The sequence below is a fragment of the Thermosynechococcus vestitus BP-1 genome, from assembly GCF_000011345.1.
Classification (GTDB): Bacteria; Cyanobacteriota; Cyanobacteriia; order Thermosynechococcales; family Thermosynechococcaceae; genus Thermosynechococcus; species Thermosynechococcus vestitus.
Map to the genome: position 1 here is coordinate 2,274,242 of NC_004113.1, position 23,414 is coordinate 2,297,655.

Annotated in this window: 21 protein-coding genes and 3 pseudogenes; 10 read left to right on the top strand and 14 right to left on the bottom strand. The window is 53.7% G+C overall.

Translation table 11 applies throughout. The features are described from left to right. Nucleotides 1-102: 102 nt before the first annotated feature. The 4 genes from TLL_RS11105 to TLL_RS11120 all read right to left on the bottom strand — a co-directional run bounded on the left by TLL_RS11105 (nucleotide 103) and on the right by TLL_RS11120 (nucleotide 6,604). The gene (locus TLL_RS11105) at nucleotides 103-1,008 is read right to left on the bottom strand and encodes a hypothetical protein (protein ID WP_164920996.1); all 906 of its coding nucleotides are present in this window, start codon (nucleotides 1,006-1,008) and stop codon (nucleotides 103-105) included. 155 nt (nucleotides 1,009-1,163) lie between these two features. After that, nucleotides 1,164-3,347 carry a glycine--tRNA ligase subunit beta gene (glyS, locus tag TLL_RS11110; protein WP_011058026.1) on the bottom strand — a complete coding sequence of 728 codons (2,184 nt, stop codon included), beginning with the start codon at nucleotides 3,345-3,347 and terminating at the stop codon, nucleotides 1,164-1,166. Nucleotides 3,348-3,359: 12 nt separating this feature from the next. Beyond that, a complete protein-coding gene (locus TLL_RS11115; RefSeq protein ID WP_011058027.1) occupies nucleotides 3,360-5,507 on the bottom strand; it encodes a polyribonucleotide nucleotidyltransferase in 2,148 nt (715 codons plus the stop codon). A gap of 71 nt (nucleotides 5,508-5,578) precedes the next feature. Beyond that, nucleotides 5,579-6,604: a hypothetical protein gene (locus tag TLL_RS11120; RefSeq protein WP_011058028.1), complete on the bottom strand. Its 1,026-nt coding sequence runs from the start codon at nucleotides 6,602-6,604 to the stop codon at nucleotides 5,579-5,581. A gap of 411 nt (nucleotides 6,605-7,015) precedes the next feature. Here TLL_RS11120 and TLL_RS11125 point away from each other — a divergent pair, with 411 nt between their 5' ends. Beyond that, on the top strand, nucleotides 7,016-7,195 hold the full coding sequence (locus TLL_RS11125; protein ID WP_011058029.1) for a hypothetical protein: 180 nt from the start codon (nucleotides 7,016-7,018) through the stop codon (nucleotides 7,193-7,195). Between the two features lie 33 nt (nucleotides 7,196-7,228). Continuing rightward, a complete protein-coding gene (gene menA, locus TLL_RS11130; protein ID WP_011058030.1) occupies nucleotides 7,229-8,125 on the top strand; it encodes a 2-carboxy-1,4-naphthoquinone phytyltransferase in 897 nt (298 codons plus the stop codon). On the opposite strand, the gene TLL_RS11135 is transcribed toward menA, so the two are convergent. After that, a complete protein-coding gene (locus TLL_RS11135; protein ID WP_011058031.1) occupies nucleotides 8,113-8,379 on the bottom strand; it encodes a DUF5340 domain-containing protein in 267 nt (88 codons plus the stop codon). The genes menA and TLL_RS11135 overlap by 13 nt on opposite strands. A gap of 39 nt (nucleotides 8,380-8,418) precedes the next feature. After that, nucleotides 8,419-8,742: pseudogene (locus TLL_RS11140) on the bottom strand (GNAT family N-acetyltransferase); the annotation flags it as partial. Nucleotides 8,743-8,852: 110 nt separating this feature from the next. Here TLL_RS11140 and TLL_RS11145 point away from each other — a divergent pair. After that, nucleotides 8,853-10,025, top strand: a complete 1,173-nt coding sequence (locus tag TLL_RS11145) for an RNA-guided endonuclease InsQ/TnpB family protein (RefSeq protein WP_011058033.1) — start codon at nucleotides 8,853-8,855, stop codon at nucleotides 10,023-10,025. A 37-nt stretch (nucleotides 10,026-10,062) separates the two neighbouring features. Here TLL_RS11145 and TLL_RS13595 read toward each other — a convergent pair. The 3 genes and pseudogenes from TLL_RS13595 to thrS form a co-directional block, all read right to left on the bottom strand. Continuing rightward, nucleotides 10,063-10,248: pseudogene (locus tag TLL_RS13595) on the bottom strand (GNAT family N-acetyltransferase); the annotation flags it as partial. Between the two features lie 172 nt (nucleotides 10,249-10,420). Then, nucleotides 10,421-11,077, bottom strand: a complete 657-nt coding sequence (locus TLL_RS11155) for an NAD(P)H-dependent oxidoreductase (protein WP_011058035.1) — start codon at nucleotides 11,075-11,077, stop codon at nucleotides 10,421-10,423. A 218-nt stretch (nucleotides 11,078-11,295) separates the two neighbouring features. Next, nucleotides 11,296-13,113 (bottom strand): threonine--tRNA ligase, encoded by a 1,818-nt coding sequence (thrS, locus tag TLL_RS11160; protein ID WP_011058036.1) that lies wholly within the window; start codon nucleotides 13,111-13,113, stop codon nucleotides 11,296-11,298. A gap of 239 nt (nucleotides 13,114-13,352) precedes the next feature. Here thrS and TLL_RS11165 point away from each other — a divergent pair, with 239 nt between their 5' ends. Then, entirely contained in the window at nucleotides 13,353-14,057 is a 705-nt protein-coding gene (locus TLL_RS11165) for a response regulator (protein ID WP_011058037.1), read from the top strand. On the opposite strand, the gene recR is transcribed toward TLL_RS11165, so the two are convergent. Both recR and TLL_RS11175 read right to left on the bottom strand, forming a co-directional pair. Beyond that, entirely contained in the window at nucleotides 14,058-14,666 is a 609-nt protein-coding gene (gene recR, locus TLL_RS11170; protein ID WP_011058038.1) for a recombination mediator RecR, read from the bottom strand. A 7-nt stretch (nucleotides 14,667-14,673) separates the two neighbouring features. Then, nucleotides 14,674-16,299: a peptide chain release factor 3 gene (locus TLL_RS11175; protein ID WP_011058039.1), complete on the bottom strand. Its 1,626-nt coding sequence runs from the start codon at nucleotides 16,297-16,299 to the stop codon at nucleotides 14,674-14,676. 44 nt (nucleotides 16,300-16,343) lie between these two features. Between TLL_RS11175 and galE the strand changes: the two genes are divergently transcribed. Both galE and TLL_RS11185 read left to right on the top strand, forming a co-directional pair. Further along, nucleotides 16,344-17,375 (top strand): UDP-glucose 4-epimerase GalE, encoded by a 1,032-nt coding sequence (gene galE, locus TLL_RS11180; RefSeq protein WP_164920997.1) that lies wholly within the window; start codon nucleotides 16,344-16,346, stop codon nucleotides 17,373-17,375. A gap of 36 nt (nucleotides 17,376-17,411) precedes the next feature. Then, on the top strand, nucleotides 17,412-17,693 hold the full coding sequence (locus tag TLL_RS11185; protein WP_011058041.1) for a hypothetical protein: 282 nt from the start codon (nucleotides 17,412-17,414) through the stop codon (nucleotides 17,691-17,693). 632 nt (nucleotides 17,694-18,325) lie between these two features. Here TLL_RS11185 and TLL_RS11190 read toward each other — a convergent pair. After that, nucleotides 18,326-18,535 carry a chlorophyll a/b-binding protein gene (locus TLL_RS11190; protein ID WP_011058042.1) on the bottom strand — a complete coding sequence of 70 codons (210 nt, stop codon included), beginning with the start codon at nucleotides 18,533-18,535 and terminating at the stop codon, nucleotides 18,326-18,328. Between the two features lie 186 nt (nucleotides 18,536-18,721). Here TLL_RS11190 and TLL_RS11195 point away from each other — a divergent pair, with 186 nt between their 5' ends. From TLL_RS11195 to TLL_RS12970, 4 genes and pseudogenes are all read left to right on the top strand, one after another. Next, complete coding sequence (locus tag TLL_RS11195; RefSeq protein WP_011058043.1) at nucleotides 18,722-19,702, top strand: bestrophin family protein; 981 nt, start codon at nucleotides 18,722-18,724, stop codon at nucleotides 19,700-19,702. Nucleotides 19,703-19,725: 23 nt separating this feature from the next. After that, nucleotides 19,726-22,035 carry a heavy metal translocating P-type ATPase gene (locus tag TLL_RS11200; RefSeq protein WP_011058044.1) on the top strand — a complete coding sequence of 770 codons (2,310 nt, stop codon included), beginning with the start codon at nucleotides 19,726-19,728 and terminating at the stop codon, nucleotides 22,033-22,035. A gap of 55 nt (nucleotides 22,036-22,090) precedes the next feature. Beyond that, nucleotides 22,091-22,462, top strand: a complete 372-nt coding sequence (locus TLL_RS12965) for a recombinase-like protein (RefSeq protein WP_011058045.1) — start codon at nucleotides 22,091-22,093, stop codon at nucleotides 22,460-22,462. A gap of 156 nt (nucleotides 22,463-22,618) precedes the next feature. Beyond that, nucleotides 22,619-22,900, top strand: a pseudogene (locus tag TLL_RS12970) (tyrosine-type recombinase/integrase); the annotation flags it as partial. On the opposite strand, the gene TLL_RS11210 reads toward TLL_RS12970, so the two are convergent. Both TLL_RS11210 and TLL_RS11215 read right to left on the bottom strand, forming a co-directional pair. After that, nucleotides 22,878-23,081 carry a hypothetical protein gene (locus TLL_RS11210; RefSeq protein ID WP_011058047.1) on the bottom strand — a complete coding sequence of 68 codons (204 nt, stop codon included), beginning with the start codon at nucleotides 23,079-23,081 and terminating at the stop codon, nucleotides 22,878-22,880. The pseudogene TLL_RS12970 and the gene TLL_RS11210 sit on opposite strands and share 23 nt — an antisense overlap. Nucleotides 23,082-23,146: 65 nt before the next feature. After that, a complete protein-coding gene (locus tag TLL_RS11215; RefSeq protein ID WP_011058048.1) occupies nucleotides 23,147-23,410 on the bottom strand; it encodes a DUF3146 family protein in 264 nt (87 codons plus the stop codon). Nucleotides 23,411-23,414 lie beyond the last annotated feature (4 nt).

The following is a 23,414-nucleotide window of genomic DNA, read 5'->3' on the forward strand; positions in this document are numbered from 1 at the left end:
GCAGTTGGTAGGCTAAAGGATCAAGTACCGTGTCTAAGTTGTTGTGGGCAGTGGAACAAATTTACAAAAATTTACAACACCTTGACAAGCCATGGCTTGGCGCTAGTTCAATGGTGGGTTGGGCGATCGCCGAACCGGGCGAAAGGAAGTGGGACGCGGCGATGGGGGCGATGAACCACGGCGCTGAGGACGGCCTAGCTGTGCCTTGGCCTTGGCTTTCTTGGCCTTCTTCTTGATTTTGCGCGGGGGCAAAATACCCACCGTGGTTGCCTCCTGGACCACTAAACTGGTTCCCTGCCGCTGCACCTGAAAGTCCCAAAAGTAGCCTGGCGATTTCATGGGTACGGTTCCTGTGAGTTTTAGTTTGAAGGCTTTGGGTTTTTCGCCCCGCCGACGCGGCAACTGCTGGATTTTAACGACGACAAAGTTCTTTTCTTGGGAGTTGAAGATCACTTCTCCCCGTACAGAAAAGTAACCGTCATTGACGCCAGGATCCGCGGCTGTGGCCTTGCCCTGTTGCAGGCGCTCCGGTTCCCATACGCCCACAATTTGCAGGTGCAGCTTCACTGCTTCCTTGTCTTTGTCAGCATTACGGGTGCGAGGGTAGACTACCCAGAGGTGGGGTTCATTCAAGTCGAGATATTTTTTAATCAGGTTCATCACCTGCCCCAGGAGGACGGTTTCAATTTCCACACCATCCTCGGTTATCATTACCCCTCGGTTGAACTCCTGCTCCGAAGCGGGGACATAGCGACCTCGGACAACGCCGATCGCCCGATATTGCATCCGTTCACTGGGGGGTGGAATGGGTTGAGGGTGGGAAGGCGGATCGGGTTGGCTAGGAATGGGTTCTTCAGGAACAGCATTATCCTTGGGCAGTGAGCTACCCGCTGCAGTAACACCGAGAATTTCTGGGCGAGGCTTGGTTGCTAAATCAGAGGAAGGCGTTGGCGGAGTCGCTGGGGTCTTCTTGGCGCGGGGGCGCTTGGCCGGGGGTTCAGCAGTCATGGCAATTCTCGCAAACAGTCTAAACACCAATTGAGTAACTGTTCAGATGAACAGGCCACGGCAATTCTCAATTGGGGTACTCTCAATTATGCGTTGCCGCTGTGAGCTAAGCAACACTTTTATGCCTGCCCAAATTCCTGCCAAACATTTGAGAACTAGGGGGCTGATGGACTGCTCTCGGTTTGGACGATCGCCCCAAAATCGCCAATAATTGCCGCACAGTTGCGCAACAGACCAAGGAGTGCTAGACGATTGGCACGCACCGTTGCATCCTCTGCCATCACCAGCACACTTTCTTCCCCATCGAAGAAGCGACTGACAATCGGGGCAAGGGAGACTAAAGCATCCACAATTGCGCCGTAGGCACGCTGCCCCTGGGCCTGTTGCACCGTTGGCAAGATGTCCTTGAGGGCGGCATAGAATTCCTTTTCAATGGGGGTTTCCAGGTGCTTAGCCTTGACTGCGCGGATATTGAGGCAGTCTGTCCCCAGGGTGCCTTGGCGGGCCAAGCGAGCAGCGCGGTTCACCGTGGGGTAAATAGCCATGAGTTCACCCGATTGGCGCAGTTTTTGCAAAAATTGGGCGCGATCGCGGGCATCAACCACATCCCTGAGGGCACGAATCTGCAACTCCGGCTGATCCTCTGGAATCACAGCATTCACCAAGTCATACTCAATGCCTAAGTCTTCTTGAAGAAGTGTCCGCAGGCGCTGGCTAAAAAACTGCCGCAGTTGCTGCTCTAAGTCAGCGGCACTGAGCTTAGCGGCAAATTGGCGACAAAAGGCTTGGGCGTACTCCTGTAGCAGAGCGAGGAGATTCAGATGGTGTTCCCCCTGCCAGAGGATGGTGATTACCCCATTGGCTGCCCGCCGTAGGGCAAAAGGATCCGAAGAACCCGTAGGACACAGGCCGAGGCCAAAGAGGGAGACTAGGGTATCCAAGCGATCCGCCAATCCCACCACCTGACCCGTGAGACTCTGGGGCTGGCGATCGCCCGCAAAACGAGGCAGATAATGTTCAAAAATTCCCGTGGCCACTGCTGGAGCTTCCCCAGAGACCGTGGCATAGACTTGGCCCATGTAGCCCTGAAGTTCAGGAAATTCCCCCACCATCTGCGTCACTAGATCCGCTTTGCACAGGGAAGCGGTGCGTTCAATGGCAGCAACCTCTGCAGCCGTACAGTTTAAGGCGGTTGCAATTTGGCGAGCCAGCGCCGTTAACCGCTCCACTTTGTCCGCCATGGATCCCAATTCATCTTGGAAGGTGACCGTGGCTAGTTTCCCGCAGTAGTGCTCTAGGGGCTGTGCTGTATCTGCTTTGTAGAAGAACTCAGCATCCGCTAGGCGGGCACGAATCACCCGCTCATTCCCCCCACGAATCAACGGAGTTGCCGCCGGAGCACCATTGCTAATGGTGATGAACACCGGCAGCAGGGCTTGGCGAGTCGCATCGGTGTACACGGGAAAATACCGCTGATGGGACACCAATACGGTGGTAATCACCTCAAGGGGCAAGGCAAGAAACCGCGCTTCAAAACTCCCCAAGACCGCTGTTGGCCATTCCACGAGGTGGGTGACTTCCTCTAAAAGGGGCACCTCTAAATCCGTCCAGCCGCCCGCCTCCGCAGCAAGGGCAGCAATTTGCTCACGAATCCGTTGCTGGCGGACTTCTGGATCCACCAAGACCCCCGCCTTTTCAAGGGCAGTGGCGTAGTCTTGGGCATGGCTGAGAACAATGGCACCTTGGGAAAGGACCCGATGGCCATAGGTGGTGCGATCGCTAGCAATGGCCACAGAATGGCTTTCCAAGACCAAGGGCAGCACCCGCTCATCCCACAGCAACACCAACCAGCGAATAGGACGCGAAAAGCGCAGATCTCCATCGCCCCAGCGCATGAAGCGAGGACCCTCAAGGGCAGCAATCCACTGTTGCGCCAGCTCACTCAAGAGTTGGGGGGTTGGTTGGCCAGGGCGAACCTGTTTGAGATAGACGACCTCCCCCTTTGCCGTGGGGCGGATTTCAATGTCCTCGAGACTGCCTTGGCGCGATCGCAGGAAGCCCAAGAGAGCCGGTGTGGGTTCCCCCTCCCGAAAGGCCACGGTGGCCGCTGGCCCTTTGATCTCAACGACTTGATCCGGCTGCTGGGGCGGTAACCCCTCAATCAGGACTGCTAAGCGGCGCGGGGTTGCCCAGACGTTGACTTCTCCCGTGAGTCCCCGCTCCTTAAGGGTTTGGGGGATCAGGGTGCGCCACTGCCGCAGGGCACTACTGACAAAGCGGGCAGGGAGATCCTCGGTTCCCACCTCCAAGAGGAAGGTATGCAGTGATGAGTGGGGCATGGTGACCATGGGCTAGACAACGGAGTTACTGCGGGCGGCTTCGGCCTCGTCGGGATGAATGCCAAGGCGGGTGAGGTTAATGCGGCCTTTGCTGTCCACCTCACGGATTTTGACGACAATTTCATCGCCAATTTTCACTTCGTCCTCGACCTTACCAACGCGATACTCCGCCAACTGGGAAATGTGGATCATCCCCTCTTTGCCCGGGAGAAGCTCAACAAAAGCACCGATGGGAATAATCCGTGTCACCCTGCCCAGATAGACATCACCGGCATTGAGCTTTCGCGTTAGACCCTCAATGGCAGCCCGTGCTTGCTTCGCATTGGTTTCATTGGGGGCAGTAATGGTGACGAGCCCTTCTTCGCTGATGTCCACCTTGACGTTGTATTGCTCAGAGATACCGCGCACCGTTTTGCCCCCTGGACCAATAACCAGCCCAATCATATCCGGAGGAATCTGCAACGTCAGCAGCCGTGGCGCACTGGGGGGCAGTTGGGGACGGGGTTTATCGAGCACTGCCAGCATTTTCTCAAGGATATGCAGCCGCGCCGGCCGCGCCTGTTCAATCGCCTGCTGAATCACGGCAACGGGCAAGCCGGTAATTTTCATATCCATTTGCAGGGCAGTGATGCCGCTATCGGTGCCGGCAACTTTGAAGTCCATGTCACCAAGGAAGTCTTCAATTCCCTGAATGTCGGTGAGGATGCGCACCTCGTTGCCCTCCTTGATCAATCCCATAGCTGCACCACTGACAGGCTTGCGGATGGGTACCCCGGCATCCATCAGCGAGAGGGTGGACCCACAAACGGATCCCATGGAGGTCGAGCCATCGGAAGAGAGCACCTCCGACACCACTCGGATCACGTAGGGAAACTCCTCCTTGGGGGGAAGGACGGGTTCAAGGGCACGCTCAGCAAGGGCACCATGGCCAATTTCTCGCCGCCCCGGCGATCGCAGGGGTTTGACTTCACCGACGGAGTAGGGGGGAAAGTTGTAGTGGTGCAGATAACGTTTGCTGTCCTCGGGATGCAAATCATCCAGGGCTTGGGCATCGGCAGGAGAACCGAGGGTGGTCACGGACATCACCTGCGTCAAGCCACGATTAAAGAGGGCACTGCCATGAACCCGCTCTGGGAGAACCCCCACCTCACACCAAATGGGACGCACTTCATCGAGACGGCGGCCATCCACTCGCACCCCTTCTTCAATAATTTGCTGCCGCATGAGTTTTTTCGTGACGGCCTTAAAGAGGGTGGGTAGGGCTTTGGGGTTTTCCGCCGCCGCCACAGCCACTGGGTCATCCTCGGGCAAGGCAGCAATTTCTTGGGCGATCGCCCCTTGCACCTCATCGAGGGCTGCATCGCGGACATTTTTGTCCTTTTCAAAGCGTTTGAGAATGGCTTTGACCGGTTCAGCGGCGCGATCGTAGATAAAGTTTTCTAAGGTGGGGTCGATCGCCGGTGGCTCAGCGCGGACAATGTCAATGCCCAATTCCTTGAGGAGATCCCGCTGCGCTTGAATCAGGTCTCGGATCACCTCATAGGCAAAGTCAATGGCCTCAATCATGTCGGCTTCTGGCAGTTCATTGGCACCAGCCTCCACCATCACCACCCCATCGGGAGAGCCGGCGACGACCAGATCCAAGCCACCGCGCTCAATTTCTTTGTAGGTGGGGTTGATAACAAACTCATCCCCCACAAGGCCCACCCGCACCGCGGCCATCGGGCCATTAAAGGGAATTTGTGCCAACAGAACAGCGATCGAGGCTCCCGTTACCGCCAACACATCGGGGGGAGCATTTTCATCCAGCGAAACCGTCGTTGCCACCACTTGGAGATCATCGCGCAACCATTGGGGAAAGAGAGGGCGCAGCGGCCGGTCAATCAGACGACCAATGAGAATGGCTTTTTCGGGGGGGCGACCCTCACGCCGTAAAAAACCGCCGGGAATCCGGCCAGCCGCATAGAGGCGCTCTTCGTAATCAACAACAAGGGGCAAAAAATCAATGCCTTCGCGCGCAGCAGCACGATTGGCTGTTACCAGTACAGCCGTTTCTCCCGAACTAATGAGAATGGAACCGGCAGCTTGGGGGGCAAATTTTTGCAATACTACCTTAATATCCCGTCCATCTAGGGGGATAATCTTTTCTAGACCCTTCATTGGCGTTCTATTGTGTCCTTACTTCCTATTTCTTTCTCTCTACTAGGATAGCCGCTTCTGCCACTCATCCGCTAAAGTTCAAGGATTAACCGTGTGCCCCCAAGAACCGCCAGACTGGGGGTGGCACTCCAACTTTGGGTTAATAAAATTTGTATCAGTTCCGCCGATCGCTGGCTGCTGGGGCTACCCTGTAACCCCAAATAGAAACTAGCAGAGTGGTGGCTATCTTGACCGAGAACCTTCAGTAGATCATCAGCGTAGTGAATCGCTTTTTCCATCTGGGTTTGCAAGCTGGTCCATAAATCCACATTGCGGAGATTGCTCAGGGTTTCGGCCACCACGTCTTGACGGTGTTGAATTAAGATGGTTCGCGGCTGGAGCTCTGGGGGTAAATCCGCAAAGAAAATGGCGGGGCCATAGCCAATGAGATGAACGGTCTCCATCCATTTCGTTTGCGGCAGCAGGAATTGACGGACAATGTGACAGGCAAGGGCAGTGATAATCAACCCTTGGCTATGGGCAACAAGATACAATTCGGCCCCCGCTTGTAATCCCTTGACAATTTCATAGGCCAACCGCAGGGTGGGACGTGGTGCCCCGGCTGGAAAGGCACCGTAGAGATACTGGGCAAAATCCCACCAGCCCAATTTTTGTAGAAAGGATAGGTCGAGGAGTTTCGTGAGGTCAGCGGCACTATTGATATCGAGGGGGCGCTGTTGGATTTGGCTGGGTTGGGCGATCGCTAGAATATCGGCATCGTCGGCAAGATCTTTGCTCACCAGTGGGCCAAGGAGTTTGGCATACTCATGGCGGCGATCTTTGCTGGCATCTGGAGCTGCAGTCTCGGACCAAAAATGGTAGAGTTCTGCCTTAGCGAGGAAACTTTCCAAGAGATCCGCTTGGAAGCCATGGGTTTGATTGTGAATGCCACGAATTTCTAAGGGATAAGTCGCCGTGAGTTCGGCAAGGCGGTTCAAATCCCGCAGTTGCTTGGCAGCATCGCTACCTATCCCATTCACATGGAGTAAACGCCGTCGCACAGGAGCACTCAGGGGTTTCTGGGGCAAAAGAATCGTGCCGTCGAGGGTAGAGGTCATAGGAGATTCAGAAATTCAAATGAGAGACTTTGGCGAAACGCAATCAAAGGCGGCTAAGTTGTGATCATCGTCACAGTCATTCTATCGGGGGATAGGTCATACTAGATAGTGACTCAGTACTATCCGAGTCATCAACAGGGAACACACAACGAGCCGACAGACTGTAGGTCAGTTTGTCGGTTTTTTTTAGATAATTTCAGGCAGGCGCCACAAAAAGATCACGGTTCGTTGAGATGCCGGACTCTATGGCCAACCTCAATGCTGGCAGGGGCAGCAGGGATGCGGTTCCCGAAGTGAGGCAATTCGTCGGATGTTGCAACAATTCCTGCAGCCGACGGAGATGACCTGTCCAACGGTTTGACAACGCCTGAGTGCCCTAGAACAGCAAGTGGCGGCTCTTGAACGCCAACTGTGCCCCCTCAACCCACTATCGAAACCCTGACGATCGCTGAGCTAGAGCGGCTAAACCGCCCACCACTGGTGGCGCTAGCCCAGGATTTGGGCATCTATAGCTATAAGCTGAATAGTCCAGCCTGGCGGCAGGCGATTTGGGCGGCAAAACAAGCGATCTATGGGCAGGGGCAGCAATGATATGCTGACCAAGGTGACTCAACGTTAAGGGAGATGACGAGTTCCTCAGAATCGATAGATCGCTCGCGTTTATGGTGGGCGGCGATTAAACTTCCCCTGTACAGCGTCGCGGTGATGCCCATTTGGTTGGGCACGGCGGTGGCGATCGCCAAGACCGGCAGAGGGCACTGGTGGCCTTTTGGTTTGTTTCTAACGGCGGCCGTGCTGATTTTGGCCTGGCTGAATCTGAGCAATGATGTCTTTGATGCCGAAACGGGGATCGATCGCCACAAGTACCATTCCGTGGTCAATCTTACAGGCAAAAAGCAACTGATCTTTTGGCTGAGCAACCTCTGCCTACTCTTGGGGCTACTGGGGATTGCGGCCATTAGTTGGCTGCAACAGGATGGAACGGTTTTAGGGTTGGTATTGCTCTGCTGTGCCCTAGGCTATAGCTACCAGGGGCCACCCTTTCGTCTGGGGTATTTGGGTTTGGGGGAGCCGATTTGTTTTATCTGCTTTGGTCCCTTGGCGATCGCTGCCGCCTACTATAGCCAAGTGCAAACCTTTAGCGCCAGTATTTGGCCTGTAGCCATCCTCAATGGCCTGACAACAACGCTGATTCTCTTTTGCTCCCACTTTCACCAAGTGGCCGATGATCTGGCCGCCGGCAAACGTTCCCCAGTCGTGCGCCTAGGGACGGCTCGCAGTGCGCAACTGGTCTATGGTGCCTGTGGTCTCTTTTATGGGGTGTTGGTGGCCAGTGTCCTCTGGGGACTGCTGCCGTGGCCAACACTGCTGGCTTTGAGTTCACTGCCCTGGGCAATTTATTTGTGCCAGCGGATGGCACAATTTCACAGTGTGCCTGAGCAGATCAAGAACTCGAAATTTATTGCTGTGCAACTGCATTTTTGGAGTAGCTTGCTCTTGGGATTGGGCTATTTGCTTTGAGCTGGGGGGCGATCGCGATTCAGTGACCACTGGTATTCGACACTGCCGCCGGCTGATTGCCATTCCTCCTCAAACTGCTTTTGCAGCCGCAGGGCTTTGCGCAGATGAATGACAGCACTGTGGAGCTGTTGATAGCCACTGGAGTTGGGGGGGAGGGCGGCTAAGGAAGCCCGTTCCAAAATTTGCAGCACTAGCTCGTAATGAATGTGGGCAGGAACGGGAACCTTATCTGAGGAAGCAGAATAACGAGTCACTAGGGGCAACACCTCCAAGAACTATAACTATCTAGCCTGCTAGCGGCGGCGGGGACGGCGATAGGTCAGCCGCTCGGAGCGATCGCGCTCGTAGGCAATCAGTCGGCCATAGATTTCATCCTTGGTTAAGTTTAACGAAAAAAAGACATGTTGCCGCGGATGACCAAAGCCCTTAGGGGTAAAAAACTTCACTGCCGCGGTATTCGCAGGGTCAGTATCCACCAGCATAAACCGTGCCCCCTCTTCAATCATGGGTTCGATGAGCTTATCCACAAGCTTGTCGGCAATGCCCCGCCGTTGATACTGCGGATGAATCCCTAGCCAGTTCATGTAACCATAGACCCACGGGGCTTTGCTAATCATCTTTACCTCCGAGAGACCCCTTCCTTTAGGGAGGGGAGGGATAGGAGCGATAGTCTGTGACTGCCAAGTATAGTTGTGTTACTCACAGAATAATCGCTATAATTTAAAGCATGCAAAAGGCTTTCAGTTACCGCTTCTACCCAACGACCGAGCAGGAATCCCTGCTTCGGAGAACATTGGGCTGTGTTCGGTTGGTTTATAATCGAGCACTGGCAGCGAGAACAGAAGCCTGGTATGAACGAAAAGAGAGACTTGACTACGTTCAAACCTCTGCCTTGCTTACTCAGTGGAAGAAGCAAGATGACCTTCAGTTTTTGAATGAGGTTAGCTGTGTTCCCTTGCAGCAGGCATTGAGACATCTGCAATCTGCTTTCACTAACTTTTTTGCAGGTCGGGCAAAATATCCCAACTTCAAAAAGAAACGCAATGGCGGTAGCGCAGAATTCACCAAGTCTGCTTTTAGGTGGAAAGACGGAAAAGTATTCTTGGCAAAGTGCAACGAACCGCCGAATATTCTCTGGTCGAGACGGCTTCCAGATGGTGTTGAACCATCCACGGTGACCATCAGGCTTAACCCTGCTGGACAGTGGTACATCAGTCTGAGGTTTGATGACCCCAGAGATTTGACACTGCAGCCCGTCGACCCGTCGGTTGGTTTGGACGTAGGGATGAGCAGTCTCATTACCCTGAGTACAGGGGAAAAGATTGCCAACCCCAAGCACTTTAACCGCTACTACAAACGACTCCGTAAGGCGCAGCGGTCTTTGAGTCGCAAACAAAAAGGCTCTCGCAATTGGGATAAGGCGCGGTTGAAAGTTGCCAAGATTCACCAGAAAATCTCTGATTCCAGAAAAGACCATTTGCACCAGTTGACGACTCGATTGATACGTGAAAACCAAACGATCATAATCGAGTCGTTGGCTGTGAAGAATATGGTCAAGAACCGTCAGCTTGCCCGATCCATCAGTGATGCTGGATGGGGTGAACTGGTACGGCAATTGGAATACAAGGCCCAGTGGTATGGTCGGACACTGGTGAAGATTGACCGATGGTTTCCCAGTTCTAAACGCTGTGGACAGTGTGGTCACATTGTTGAGCGGTTGCCATTGAGCGTCCGAGAATGGGACTGTCCTAAGTGTGGGGCGCACCATGATCGGGATATAAATGCCGCTGGGAATATTTTGGCCGTGGGACACACGGTTACAGTCTGTGGAGCGGGTGTAAGACCTGATAGGCATACGTCTAGAGGGCAACTGCGAAGAAGCAGAAAGTCTCAAAAGTGATTTTGGGAATCCCCCTGCTTTAGCGGGGGGAGGATGTCAATGTGCCCAAGATAAACCCGACCACCTGCGAATCGGCTTCGGCAACCAGACAGTATTCTGGTTCGGTGTTATAGAAACCAATAACCGCCCATTCATCCCAGATGCGATAGAGGGAAGGATACAAATCACTTGTAAAAAGTTCTTCGCCAAAGTGAAACACTGGGGCAAGGTCATCAATCCCCATCTCGCGAATAAAAATGCTAGTGGGTTCAGAGCGCTCTTCTTCTTGGGTGGGAACGATTTCTAAATCAACTAAATTGTGCTCGATGGGATCATCAGCGTGCAAAGACATACAAAGCGGTTATACCGAGTTATTTCTCGCTTAGCCTCTGTTCATTGGCATTAAGGGGACAATTCTAACGCACTTCCACAACGGCCTCTAGGGGATAGCGCACCTTAGGCAAAGTTGCATACTGGTCATCAGCGGCCCGATAGCCAGCTGCACACACAACTACGGCATGGTAGCCTTGGGCAGGGAGGTCGAGAAGGCGGTCGTACTCTTGGGGCAAGAACCCCTCCATAGGACAGGTGTCAATTCCAAGCAGCGCCGCCGTCACCATGAACTGCCCCAAGGCAATATAAACTTGGCGGGCTGACCATTCATCAACATTGAGAGGATACGGGGGCGAGTGCAAGAAGCCCTTGACCAAATCTCCATACCTTTGCAAGTCTTCCATTGAGGTTTGGCGGACTTCCGCTTGCCGTGCAAGGTAGCGATCGACGTCGGCAGCATTCAAATGACTTTTAATGGCAAAGACCACTAAGTGAGAGGCATCCACCACCTGCCGTTGATTCCAAGTGTGCGGCAGCAGGGCTTGGCGCAGTTCTGGGGTTTCAATGACGTAAAACTTCCACGGTTGCAGACCAAAGGAGGAAGGAGCCAGGACTAGGCTTTGTAGAAGTGTTTGCCACAGATGCGCAGGAATTTTGCGATTGGGATCAAACTTTTTCGTCGCATAGCGCCATTGCAGTTGCTGCAAAATCGTTGTTGCTAAAACAGGCGTCTCCGTCATGGGTTACCACCTTTTCCTAAGGGACATCCTCAAGCACAAGCATAGAACAGGCTGAAAACGGCGGCGCTATTAAACAGCCATCTCTCAAGGGCCCAAAGGGTTGACGGCCTAGGGCGAGGACGTCTGCGATAGGCAACAGCCTCCAACCGTGATGGCTCCTTTGGGCTGCTCGGACACTGCCGCTCCTTTTCTCTTCTTTTTGGCATCATAACAAGGGGCTAACTCCAATCAATGTCACCATGGATGGCAGCCATTGCTGATGTCAGTTTTGCGATGAGGTGCTCCAGAGCAAAAGTGCCGACATCTCCCGCCGCACGGGTGCGGATACTCACGGTCTCATGTTCAACTTCCTTAGCACCAATGATACCCATTACAGGAATTTTTTGAGTTTCAGCATTGCGGATTTGTTTACCCAAGCGATCGCCACTGCGATCCACACTGACGCGCACCCCTCGCTCTCGCAGTTGCGCCGCTACCCGTTCGGCATAGGGACGTTGCTCATCCCCCACAGGCAACAGGCGCACTTGCTCCGGTGCGAGCCAAAAGGGAAAATCCCCTGCATACTCCTCAATGAGAATGCCAATGAGCCGCTCCAAGGAGCCAAAGGGGGCACGGTGAATCATCACCGGTCGGCGGCGGGTATTGTCCTCAGCAACATATTCCAAATCGAAGCGCTCAGGCAAATTGTAGTCTACCTGAACCGTTCCCAACTGCCACTCGCGACCGAGGGCATCCTCAAAGATAAAGTCCAGTTTTGGCCCATAGAAGGCGGCTTCACCAATGCCTAAAAAGTGCTCCATACCCAACTGTTCTACGGCTCGCTGAATCGCTGCTTCGGCCTTTGACCACGCCTCATCGGAGCCAATGTATTTATCGGATTTAGGATCGCGAAAGCTCAAGCGGGCCTTGAATTTATTCAGACGCAGACAGCGGAAGACCGTAAGGATGAGGTCAACGACATTCAAAAACTCGGCATCCAACTGCTCTGGGGTGACAAAGAGATGGGAGTCATCCACCGTAAAGCCGCGTACCCGTGTCAGACCCCCCAATTCTCCCGATTGCTCATAGCGATAGACAGTGCCAAATTCCGCCAGCCGCAGCGGTAAGTCGCGATAGGAGCGCAGCTCACTTTTATAGATTTGAATGTGGAAAGGGCAGTTCATCGGCTTGAGGACAAACCCCTGCTCGTGGGCGGCAGCCTCAGCATCTTCGGCCATCAGAGGGAACATATCCTCTTTGTACTTCTGCCAGTGGCCAGAGGTCTTAAACAAATCCACACGGGCAATGTGGGGCGTGACCACCGGTAGATATCCCCGCTTCAGTTGCTCTTTTTTGAGAAAGTCCTCAAGGGTGGAGCGGAGCACCGTTCCTCTGGGGGTCCATAGGGGCAAACCTGGTCCAACGGGATCGGCAAAGATAAACAGGCCTAGTTCTTTACCCACCTTGCGGTGATCGCGGCGGAGCGCTTCTTCTTTGCGACGTTTATACTCCGCCAGTTGTTCGGGGGTTTCCCATGCGGTGCCGTAGATGCGCTGAAGTTGGGCTTTGGTTTCATCACCTCGCCAGTAGGCACCGGCAACACTTTCAAGGGCGATCGCCTTGGGATCAATCTCGCCCGTATTTTCAACGTGGGGCCCTGCACAGAGATCCCACCACTCATCCCCCAAGTGGTAAATCGTAATTGGTTCTTCGAGGTCTTGGAGAATTTCTAGCTTGTAGGGTTCCCCCAGTGCGCGGATGCGACGCTCGGCTTCCTCACGGGTTACTTCCTCACGGATCACCGGCAGCTTGCGCTTAATGATCTTGACCATCTCCTTCTCAATGAGCCTGAGGTCTTTTTCACTGAAGGGCTCTGGGTGGTCAAAATCGTAGTAAAACCCGTTTTCAATCCAAGGGCCAATCGTCACTTGAGCCTTGGGAAACAGCTTCTGCACGGCCATTGCCAAAATATGGGAGGTGGTGTGGCGAATACGCTTTAGCCGCTCTGACTCACTGGTTTTGGGGAGGTGAATAGGGGCAGCAGCAGATTCTGGCATAGGGGGTGATCTATTTAACAAATCTTGAATGAGGGTGAGACTTCTATTGTGACATTGTGCTGCCCTCAAGGGAGGCGATTGGCAGCGAATTTTTTCGGGGCGGGCGGGGGGCGATCGCCGGTGGTCAACTGGAAAAGACAGGGCTATGCTAAGGTTGAAATCACGTGGTGATCATGCCACTGCCGCCCTCTATTCACCATATCTTGTATAGAAATCTCGCGTAGGAATGGAGTGTTTCCGTGAGTAGCCGTAAAGTCGTTGTCATTGATGACAGTAAAGTCATCCGGATGCGCGTCCGTGAAATGTTGCCAGAGGGCGACTATGAGATTCTGGAGGCCAAGGATGGGCGTGAGGGCTTGCAACTGATTGAGCAGTCTGATCCCACCCTGATCATGCTGGATTTTCTGCTGCCGAAGGTGAGCGGCTGGGAAGTCTATCAAGAATTGGAGAAAAATGACCTCCTAGGGGCGATTCCCTTAGTGATTATGTCGGGGCGCAAGGAAGAGGTCACGGAGAAGCTCCAGGAGCCCTTTGAGTGGTTTGAGTTCATTGAGAAGCCCTTTGAAAAAGAACAACTGGAAGCAGCGATTCAAGAGGCCTTTCGCAAAGCCCGTAAGCCCAGACCCGTCAAAGCGGCAGCACCTGCTGAAGGGGCTGCTCCAGTCGCCGTGGATCTCACCCCTGTCTATGACAAATTGGCCGCCCTTGAAGGCGCCATTCAAACCTTGCAGGCACACTCTGTCAATCCCCATGACTTTGCTCAACTCCAAGCAACGGTTGCTCAACTGCAACAGCAACCGGCGGCAACAGGCAGTGGCGGGGAGGAAAATCGCCTCGCCGCTTTGGAAGCTGAAAACCAGCGGTTACACCAGGAGGTGGAGCAACTGAAGCGAGCTGTTCACCAAATTGTGACGGCATTGCGGCGGTTGCAGGGGGGACACTAACTACTGCCACTCAATCTCGCGGCGGCCAGCGAGGGCACGGGCAAGGGTCATTTCATCGGCATAGTCGAGATCACCACCCACGGGTAGGCCAAAGGCAATGCGGGTTACTTTGACAAAGGGACGCAGCAGCTGTCCCACATAGAGCGTGGTGGTTTCCCCTTCGATACTGGGGTTGATGGCCAGGATCACTTCTTCCACCTGCGGTTGGCTGGCGCGCTGAATGAGCGGTTGAATGTGCAGGTGTTCGGGAGTAATGCCCTCTAGGGGTGAAATGAGTCCGCCCAAAACATGGTACTTGCCGTGGTACTCGCGGGTTTTTTCAATGGCAATGACATCGCGGGAATCCGCAACCACGCAAATCGTGTGATTGTCTCGCTGGGGCGAGGCACAGATTTCACACACCGGCTCTGCAGAGAGATGAAAACACACTGAACAAAGTCCCACCTGCTGTTTGGCCTCAAGAAGAGCCTGAGCTAGGGCTTGGATATCCGCTTCAGGACGTTTGATGAGGTGGAGAGCGAGCCGTTGGGCAGTCTTTGGGCCAATCCCCGGCAAGCGCTGCAACTGCTCAATGAGGCGAGCAAGGGGACGGGTATAAACACTACTCATGGGGCAGCTAGGCAGGCACCGCAGCGGCAAGGGGGGCGATCGCGCTCAGGCGTAGTTTTGGATGATCTGCCATTGTTTGTTGCAGATTCCACTCGTTCTTAAACAGTAGAACTGGCCGTCCCCAACTGTCCTTGACGGTAGCGGCATTAAAAATGCGGCCAACCGCTTCAAGGGCTTCCCAACCATCGAGGACCCAACGCGCAACGGTGTAGGGCAGGGGGTCAAGGCGGGTCTCGACACCGTATTCATGCAGCAGGCGAAACTGCACCACTTCAAATTGCAGTTGCCCAACAGCGGCAAGGATGGGTTCTCGTTTCGATTCGTCAGTGGAGTACATAATTTGCACCGCGCCCTCTTCCCGCAGTTCATTCACCCCTTTTTGGAAGGATTTGAACTTGGAGGGATTGGGGTTGCGCAGGTAGGCAAAGAGTTCTGGCGAGAAGCAGGGAATGCCCTCATACTCCAATTTCGAGCCGACATACAGGGTGTCGCCAATGGCAAACATCCCCGGATTATTGAGGCCAATCACATCGCCAGCATAGGCCGTTTCCAGGGATTCGCGACCTTGGGCAAAGAGTTTTTGGGGGCGGGAGAGGCGGATCGTTTTGCCGGTGCGGGCATGGCTTACGGTCATGTCTTTCTCAAATTTGCCGCTACAGACCCGCACAAAGGCCACGCGATCGCGATGTTTCGGATCCATATTGGCCTGCAGCTTAAACACAAAGCCCGTGAACTGCTCTTGGGTGGGATCAATGGGTCCGCGATCGCTCTTATAGGCCATCGGCGGCAGCGCATAGGTCAAAAAGTGCTCCAGAAACAGACGCACACCAAAGTTGGTCATGGCACTGCCAAAAAAGATGGGGGTCATTTTCCCCTGATGCACCAAATTGAGGTCGAGCTTGGCACCGACGCCCTCGAGGAGTTCCAGTTCGTCTTTGAGTTGGTTGTATTCCAGCCGATAGGGCTCGATGTAGGGGTCAATGGCGGGATCCCCAAGGGCAATGACCGTTTCCGCTGCAGCACGGCTACCGTGGGTCGTGCGCTCAAAAAAGTGAAAATTCTGCCGCAGGCGATCGTACACCCCCCGAAAGCGATCGCCCATTCCCAACGGCCAGTTCACCGGATAGGGAATCAGCCCCAGCTCCTGTTCAATTTCGTCAATGAGTTCCAGCGGCTCGCGCCCCGGTCGATCCAGCTTGTTGATGAAGGTAAAAATCGGTAAGCCCCGCAGCTGGCACACTTGAAAGAGCTTGCGGGTTTGGGGCTCTAGACCCTTCGCAGCGTCCACGAGCATCACTGCATTATCAGCCGCCGCAAGGGTGCGATAGGTATCTTCACTGAAGTCCTGGTGACCGGGGGTATCTAGGAGGTTAATCTGATAGCCTTGATATTCAAACTGCAGAACCGTGGAGGTAATCGAAATGCCCCGCTGTTGCTCCATAGCCATCCAGTCGGAGGTAGCTTGTCGCTGAGCTCGCCGTGCTTTGACGGCTCCCGCCTCGTGAATGGCGCCACCGTAGAGCAGTAACTTTTCTGTGAGCGTCGTTTTCCCGGCATCGGGGTGGGAAATAATGGCAAAATTACGACGTCGTTTCACCTCTTGGGTGATTTCATGGTGCAAGTCACTGGTCATGGCAAAATCGGTAGCGATTCTTCTAGTGTAACAGATAGGCTTTGATGACAATCAATAATGATAATAATTTGCCGCTGATTCTGGTTACAGGGGGCGCGGGCTATATCGGTAGTCATACCGTTTTGGCACTACAGCAGGCCGGCTTTCAAGTGCTTATTTTAGATACGCTGGAGCGGGGACACCGCGACTTGGTGGAGTCGGTGCTCAAAACAGAGCTCATTGTTGGTGATATTGGCGATCGCCCCCTCTTAGACTGGCTTTTTCAAACCTATCCTGTGACGGCAGTGATGCATTTTGCTGCCTATATTGAGGTGGGCGAGTCTATCCACTCTCCCGATCGCTTTTATCAAAATAATGTCCATGGAGCCCTGACCCTGTTACAGGCAATGGTGGCGGCCAAGATTCCCTATTTTATCTTTTCTTCCACAGCCGCTGTCTATGGCGTGCCCCCAGAGATACCGATTAGCGAAACCTGTCCCTGTGCCCCCATTAATCCCTATGGTCGCTCTAAGTGGATGGTGGAGCAAATGGTTGCCGATATGGGCACTGCCTACGGCCTCAAGTCAGTGATTTTCCGTTATTTCAATGCAGCGGGTGCCGATCCGCACTCTCGTCTGGGGGAAGATCACCGTCCAGAAACCCACCTGATTCCACTGGTGTTGCAGGCAGCCATGGGACGACGCCCCCACATTGCCATTTATGGCACAGACTATCCCACCCCCGATGGCACCTGCATTCGTGACTACATTCATGTAGTGGACTTAGCTCAAGCCCATGTGCGGGGCTTAAAGTACCTCTTGAGCGGCGGCAACTCGCAAATTTTTAACTTGGGGAATGCCCAAGGGTTTTCAGTGCGGCAAATTATTGAAACAGCTCAGCGGGTCACAGGTTGTTCGATTCCAGTCATTGAGGGCGATCGCCGGGCAGGAGACCCCGCCATCCTCGTTGCCAATAGCGATCGCGCCCGTTGTCTCTTAGGCTGGCAGCCCCAGTACCCCGACATTGAGCAGATCATTCACCACGCTTGGCAATGGCACCAGCGTCGCCACCGAGGCAATCACATTATAATGTCATAGACGCTTACACAAATCAAAAAATCTTAAAAAATTCCCATGGCCTCGGCTCTCATCCGCCACGGCAAGCATCGCCTTGCCCGCAATTATCACCAAGCCTTGAATGCGATCACTGCCTACAACACTGAGATTGAGAAGTGCTGGTTTCAGGAAATTGCTCAACTGCCGCAAAATAACCCTCATGCCCTTTTTCGGGACATCTACTTTCAGGTCGTTGGCCTATTTGCGGTGGGGCGCTATGCAGAAGCCCTAATCTTGGCCATGGGTTTGTACGAAAATTTATTGCGATACTTTGTTCAAGAAAAGGTTGGTCTTAGCTAATATCTGAGTTGGGAAACGTATTTCTCAAGAGGGTTTCAAGGACATTTTGCACATGTTTCTCTCTGAAATCGCTGCCAAGCTGTGAATGGGCGCTACTGTAGAAATTGCGGCATAGATCAAGAATTTTCTCTAGCTCTAGGGATTCTTCCTGGGGGCGATCTAAACCAACGTTGTTGTATTACTTGGGGCGATCGCCCTTTGGAGTTGCTGACTCAGTAGAGCTTGCTGATTCTCACGAATGGAAAACCAAGCCGCACTTAGACTTCCCACTTAGACTCATTGAGAGGCCTCCCGTAGCTACAGGCATTTTGCCATAGGCAACGCCGACCGCCGCGCAGCCCAAGCCAAATAAAACTGCCAGATCAGCCCACAGGCATTTGGTCAAGTCCCCTAGGAGGGGGAAAACTTTTTCTTGTAGTATAGGTTAAATAGACAATTTTTGGTTAAATCATCATAGGTCTGCACCTAGGAGGAAGATATCAACCATAAGTTATGATTAATTCACGCCATTAAAGACTTGAAGGAAAAAGCCCACCCCGAAAGGCAGGCTGACCCATTCCATGAATTTTTTGTTCTCTCTAGCGGCGCAAGGGCTGCTGAAGAACCGATATGCCTAAGAGCGCAACAACAACCTAGAGGCTATTCAAAAAGCCAATCAGACCGTGACCGGTAATCACTTCCAACGCTAATAGGGAGATAAACCCAATCATGGCCAGCCGACCATTAAAGAGTTCTGCGTAGGGAGTAAAGCCAGCTTGCGGCTCACTCATCACGTACATTTTGGGTTCGATGGCAAAGTTGTTCATTTTGCCTTGATCATCAATAATGCTGCCACTTTTCATTTTGATACCCCTTTTGTTACGAATTATTTCTTGTTCTTAATATAAGTTAACACTTCTACGGGGGAATGGCAAGGGCTAACGGATTTTCTTAAGATTTGCAGTCTCTTCAGTTGTGCTTGGCTGTCAAAGCGCCGTTTCAACACGCCAGTGTGCTAAAGATTGGGATGGGAATCGCCCCTGGTATTCATGAGCCGCTTCTTTTTCCCCGGTTTTCACCGCTCCAAACGCCAATTACCTCCAGATCACTCGGGCGTCGCCAAGTTTTTGTTGCAACCGCCGCAGTGGTTACGTCTGGCTCTGCGCCTGCGGGGCTCCGTCATTCCTGCCATTCTTTCGGAAGTGCTCTTTTGCGGTGTCTTTGGCATCTTGGTGACGGCGATCGATCTTTACGTGATCAATCTCCACTGGCCAGTTCTGGGCAGTCTTATTCCGCCGATTGTGCTGGGGTTGCTCCTGGTCTTTCGCACCAACACTGCCTATGAGCGCTTCTGGGAAGGCCGCCGCCAATGGGGCAACATTGTTAATAGTTCCCGCAGCCTAACCCGCTTGATGTGGACCGCAATTGACGAAAATAGTCCCGAGGATCGCCAAGCTAAAATTGATGCTGTTCATTTAGTGGGGATATTTGCGATCGCCACCAAGCAACACCTGCGGGGGGAGCCCTTTGCCGAACTGGAACCCCTGCTCAAGCCCCACCAATACAAAGAACTGCAAACCGTACAAAATGTCCCCCTGCGCATTGCCCTTTGGCTTGAGGACTATCTGCACCACCAACACCGCCGAGGGCACCTGTCCTTATACCAACTCACCTACATGGATGAACTCCTGGTGCAGCTGGTGGATGCGATGGGTGCCTGTGAGCGCATTCTAAAAACGCCAATGCCCCTTGCCTACGCCATTCACCTCAAGCAGTTACTATTTCTCTATTGCTTACTGCTGCCCTTTCAACTGGTGGATAACCTGGTGTGGTGGACGGGTCCAATGGTGGGACTCATTGCCTTTACCCTCTTTGGTGTCGAAGAAATCGGCATCGAAATTGAAAATCCCTTTGGCCGTGACCTCAATGATCTGCCCTTGGATGCCATTTGCCTAACCATGCAGCAAAATATCAATGACTTGATTAGTGCGCCGACTCATCGCCATCGCTCGGCCCAGCCCTTTTCCTAAGGAGTTCCTAGGGGTAATTGACCATGACTGCAACGACGTTTTCCCCGCCGCCAGCAAAGGTTTATTACGAAGTGGTGCATCACTTACCGGGGCGAGTGCGGTTACGGATTCCACGGCTGCAATATGACGATCGCTATGGGCGGCAACTGCAAGCTCTGTTTGTGCAAGAAGAGAGTGTGCAACAGATTCGCCTCAACTTGGCTGCCGCTAGTCTGATTATTCGGTACCACCCTGAAGCGCATCATCCCCTTCACCGCTTTGGCCAATTGATTCAGGCCGCCGCCGATGAGCATCTACCGCCACTGGCGGGGATGCTACCCATTGATAAGTTGGTGTACTCCCCCTGGAACGCCAGCGACTTTATCGAGAAAATGGCGCTACCGACCTTGGCGCTGGCGATCGTGGCGCTGCTGCCGGTACAAACGCCCTTTTACCCTGCCATTGTTGCCACTGTCATTGTGGCGGTGGCACTACCCACATTCCAAGAAGCCCTAGAAAACCTCGAACACCGCCATCTCAATGTCACCCAACTGGAATCCCTCTGGACGATTCTGCATACACTGCAAGGGGAATACCTGGCGCCGGTGTTAGCCGCTTTTATGAATCGACTAGGGGAGGCGCTGCGGGATATGACAGCTCAAGGGGGGGAAAAGCAAGTTTTTGACCCCCTCGATCAACAGCGCACCTATTGGGTAGAGCGAGGCGGCACTCGCCAAAATGTCTCTGTGGGTGAGCTCCAGGTGGGCGATCGCGTGATTGTAGCTGCCGGATCTGCTGTGCCTGTGGATGGTACCGTCCTCTGGGGGTCTGCTGTGATTCAGCGGCAGTTCCTCACAGGAGAGTCGGATCTACTGCCCTGTGAGCCTGGGCAAACGGTGCTTGCTTCTTCCCTTGTGGTGCGCGGACAAATTTGCGTGGTCGCCCAAGCTGTCGGTGAGGAGACTCAGGTGGGCAAAACACTGCAACTGGCTCGCCAAGCACCCCAACTGGATACCCGCATTCAAAATTACGCTGAGGAAATCTCTAATCAGGCAATTTTACCTGCTATGGGCGTTGCTGCCATTGTCTATGGTGCTACCCTAGATGCCCATCGAGCGATCGCCCCCCTGCAATTGGACTTTGGCTCAGGGATTGGCATTGCCATTCCCACTGCGATTTTGGCCGCCCTCACCCATGCTCCCCATGTCGGGGTTTATTTTCGCAATGGCCGCGCCCTTGAACTCCTCTCGCGGGTCAATGTCATTGTTTTTGATAAAACTGGCACGTTGACAGAGGTGAAGGGAACCATTGTGGGGGTCAATCTCCTCAAGCCCGGCCTGAGTGAGCAAACGCTGCTCTATTGGCTTGCCACCGTGGAACAGTCCATCAATCACCCCTTTGCCCTTGCCATCCTTGAGTATGCGGCTGAACGTGGGATTGAGGGGGGCACCTATAGTGACTGGGTCTATGAGCCAGGTAAAGGCGTTGCAGCAACCGTAGAGGGACAGGACATTTTGGTGGGCACACCCCAACTGATGCGCGATCGCCAAGTGCCCATTGATCTCGATGAACTGCGCACCCATGAAGGCGTACTCTGGAATCGTTCCCTTGTGTGTGTTGCCTGTAACCGTGAACTGGTGGCCCTGGTGTTCTACAGCAACCCCGTACGCTCTGAAGCCGCTAGTGTGATTGCCGCTCTTCAACAGCGGCACATTGAGTGCTATATGGTCACGGGCGATCACCACGAAGTCGCCAATGCGGTGGGCTATGCCACTGGCTTTCGCCCCGGTCAAATCTATACGAATATGCTGCCAGAGGACAAAGTCGCACTCCTAGAGAAGTTCAAAAATGGCGGCGAAAAAGTAGTGGCCTACGTGGGGGAAGGCTTCAACGATACGGCAGCCATGGCCTACGCTGATATTTCCATCACCCTTTCTGACGGCAGTGATGCGGCGCGGCAAACCGCAGATCTTATCTTGATGAACAATCGCCTGGAAGGACTGGTGCAGGCGATCGCCCTCAGTCAAGAGGTGATGCACATTATCAATCAAAATATTGCCCTTGTGGTCATTCCCAATGTCAGCGTCGTTTTAGCGGGGGTCTTTTTGAGCCTGCACCCCGTCATTGCGGTTTTGATAAGCAATGGGGCAACCCTTTTGGCCGAACTGAATAGCCTGCGCATCCTCACGGACTATCGCCCCGTCAAAATTGAGCGCAAGTGCAGTCGTAGCCGCTCCCAAGCGGGGGTTCTGGATATTCCTTGGAAAAAACGCCCTCGCCGCAGTTTTGATCATTTCGGCAGCCAGTTGAGTTCACAGTCCCTGAGCAATAGCCACCTCCCCTCAGAACCTTGACCACCAACTTCGGCAGGTCAATCAACGCCTCAAACTGGCGCAGTTGGGTTTGCCAATGGAACAACACAGCCAGCCTCTCAGCCTACGGGGTACCCTGCCGCCACGGCCGCGCAGCCATCGCCTCCGCCCCCACCAACAGGGTTTAAGTCTAGGGTTAGCCGCCACCCCCAGCGGTCTTAAAGCCACAGGGAAGGAAGCCAAAATTATTGCCGCCAAATTACTCGAAAACCCCTTTCGCTGGCAGGACTATGAACGGGTCAAGGGGCTAGGGCCTCTTGGGGAGTTATCCTTGGGGGAGCAAATTGCCGCCTTTGAAACTCCATGGTTAGCTCAGGGGAATCTCAGTTGTACGACCAGGGAAACCGCCTATGCCCCTTATCTACGGCGGTTGCTCAAAGCCGCGGCTGCCCATCCCGACTATGCGTGAGCAGAACTGATCTATGGCCTGTTGCAACAAATCCCTGCTGATAGGCGATAGCGACAGGGGGCCTGTACCGCCTTTCAAGGGTTTTGTCGGTTCCTAGGGGTGGCGTTACCGATTCCCCTTGCTCAGTTTTGGGGCACCTATTGACGGCGATCGCCCCAGTTGCCAAGGATCAATACCGATTTAAGCAAAACCACACCGCAGCGCATTGGTCAACGGGTCAATCAACAATTGTGCCGCTACGGCCTGCCCTTTCGTCCCGATGACTTGCGCCATGCTTGGGCAGGGCACACAATTCACTATGGCTTGCCCGATACCGTTGCCGCCCGGATAATGGGACACAGTGTGGTGATTCATACCCAAACCTATCACCGCTGGCTAACCCTACGGGATCAACGGCAGGCAGTGGCTCGTGTCCTTACTCAATACGGATACTCTTGAAGTCACTGGGGGGAGGCGGGGGTGGACTGGGGGGCTGATAGTCGCCATACTGCTTGAGCCAATCACTCACTGGCTTTTGATCAAGGCTTAACCCCAACAATCCAGAGACAAAGCCCCCCATAAAGGCAACGGGTTTTTGGCTCAACTCTTTCACAAGGGGCGCTAACTCGCTCAAGAACATAAACTATCTGGCAATATCCGCACAGGTTTTCTCATTGATTGTAGCTTAGGTACAGAGGAACGCACCTAAAATTTGCCACGGACAACCAATTCATAATCGCCCCCTGGCTCCAATTGATAGTCTTGGGCTTCCAGGAATCGCCCCAAGGGTTCTTTGATCAGGGCACGTCCAAGGGCTGGGGAGATTTGCAGTTTTTTCGCCTTAAAGTGCCAACAAAATTCCCATTGGTACTCGCTAGCGCAGACGTGGCCACGAATGTGACCCTCTTGCCAACTTTGGGCAATGATGCGGACATAGGCAGTGGTTTGGGGTAGGGGGTGGCTAGCCACAATT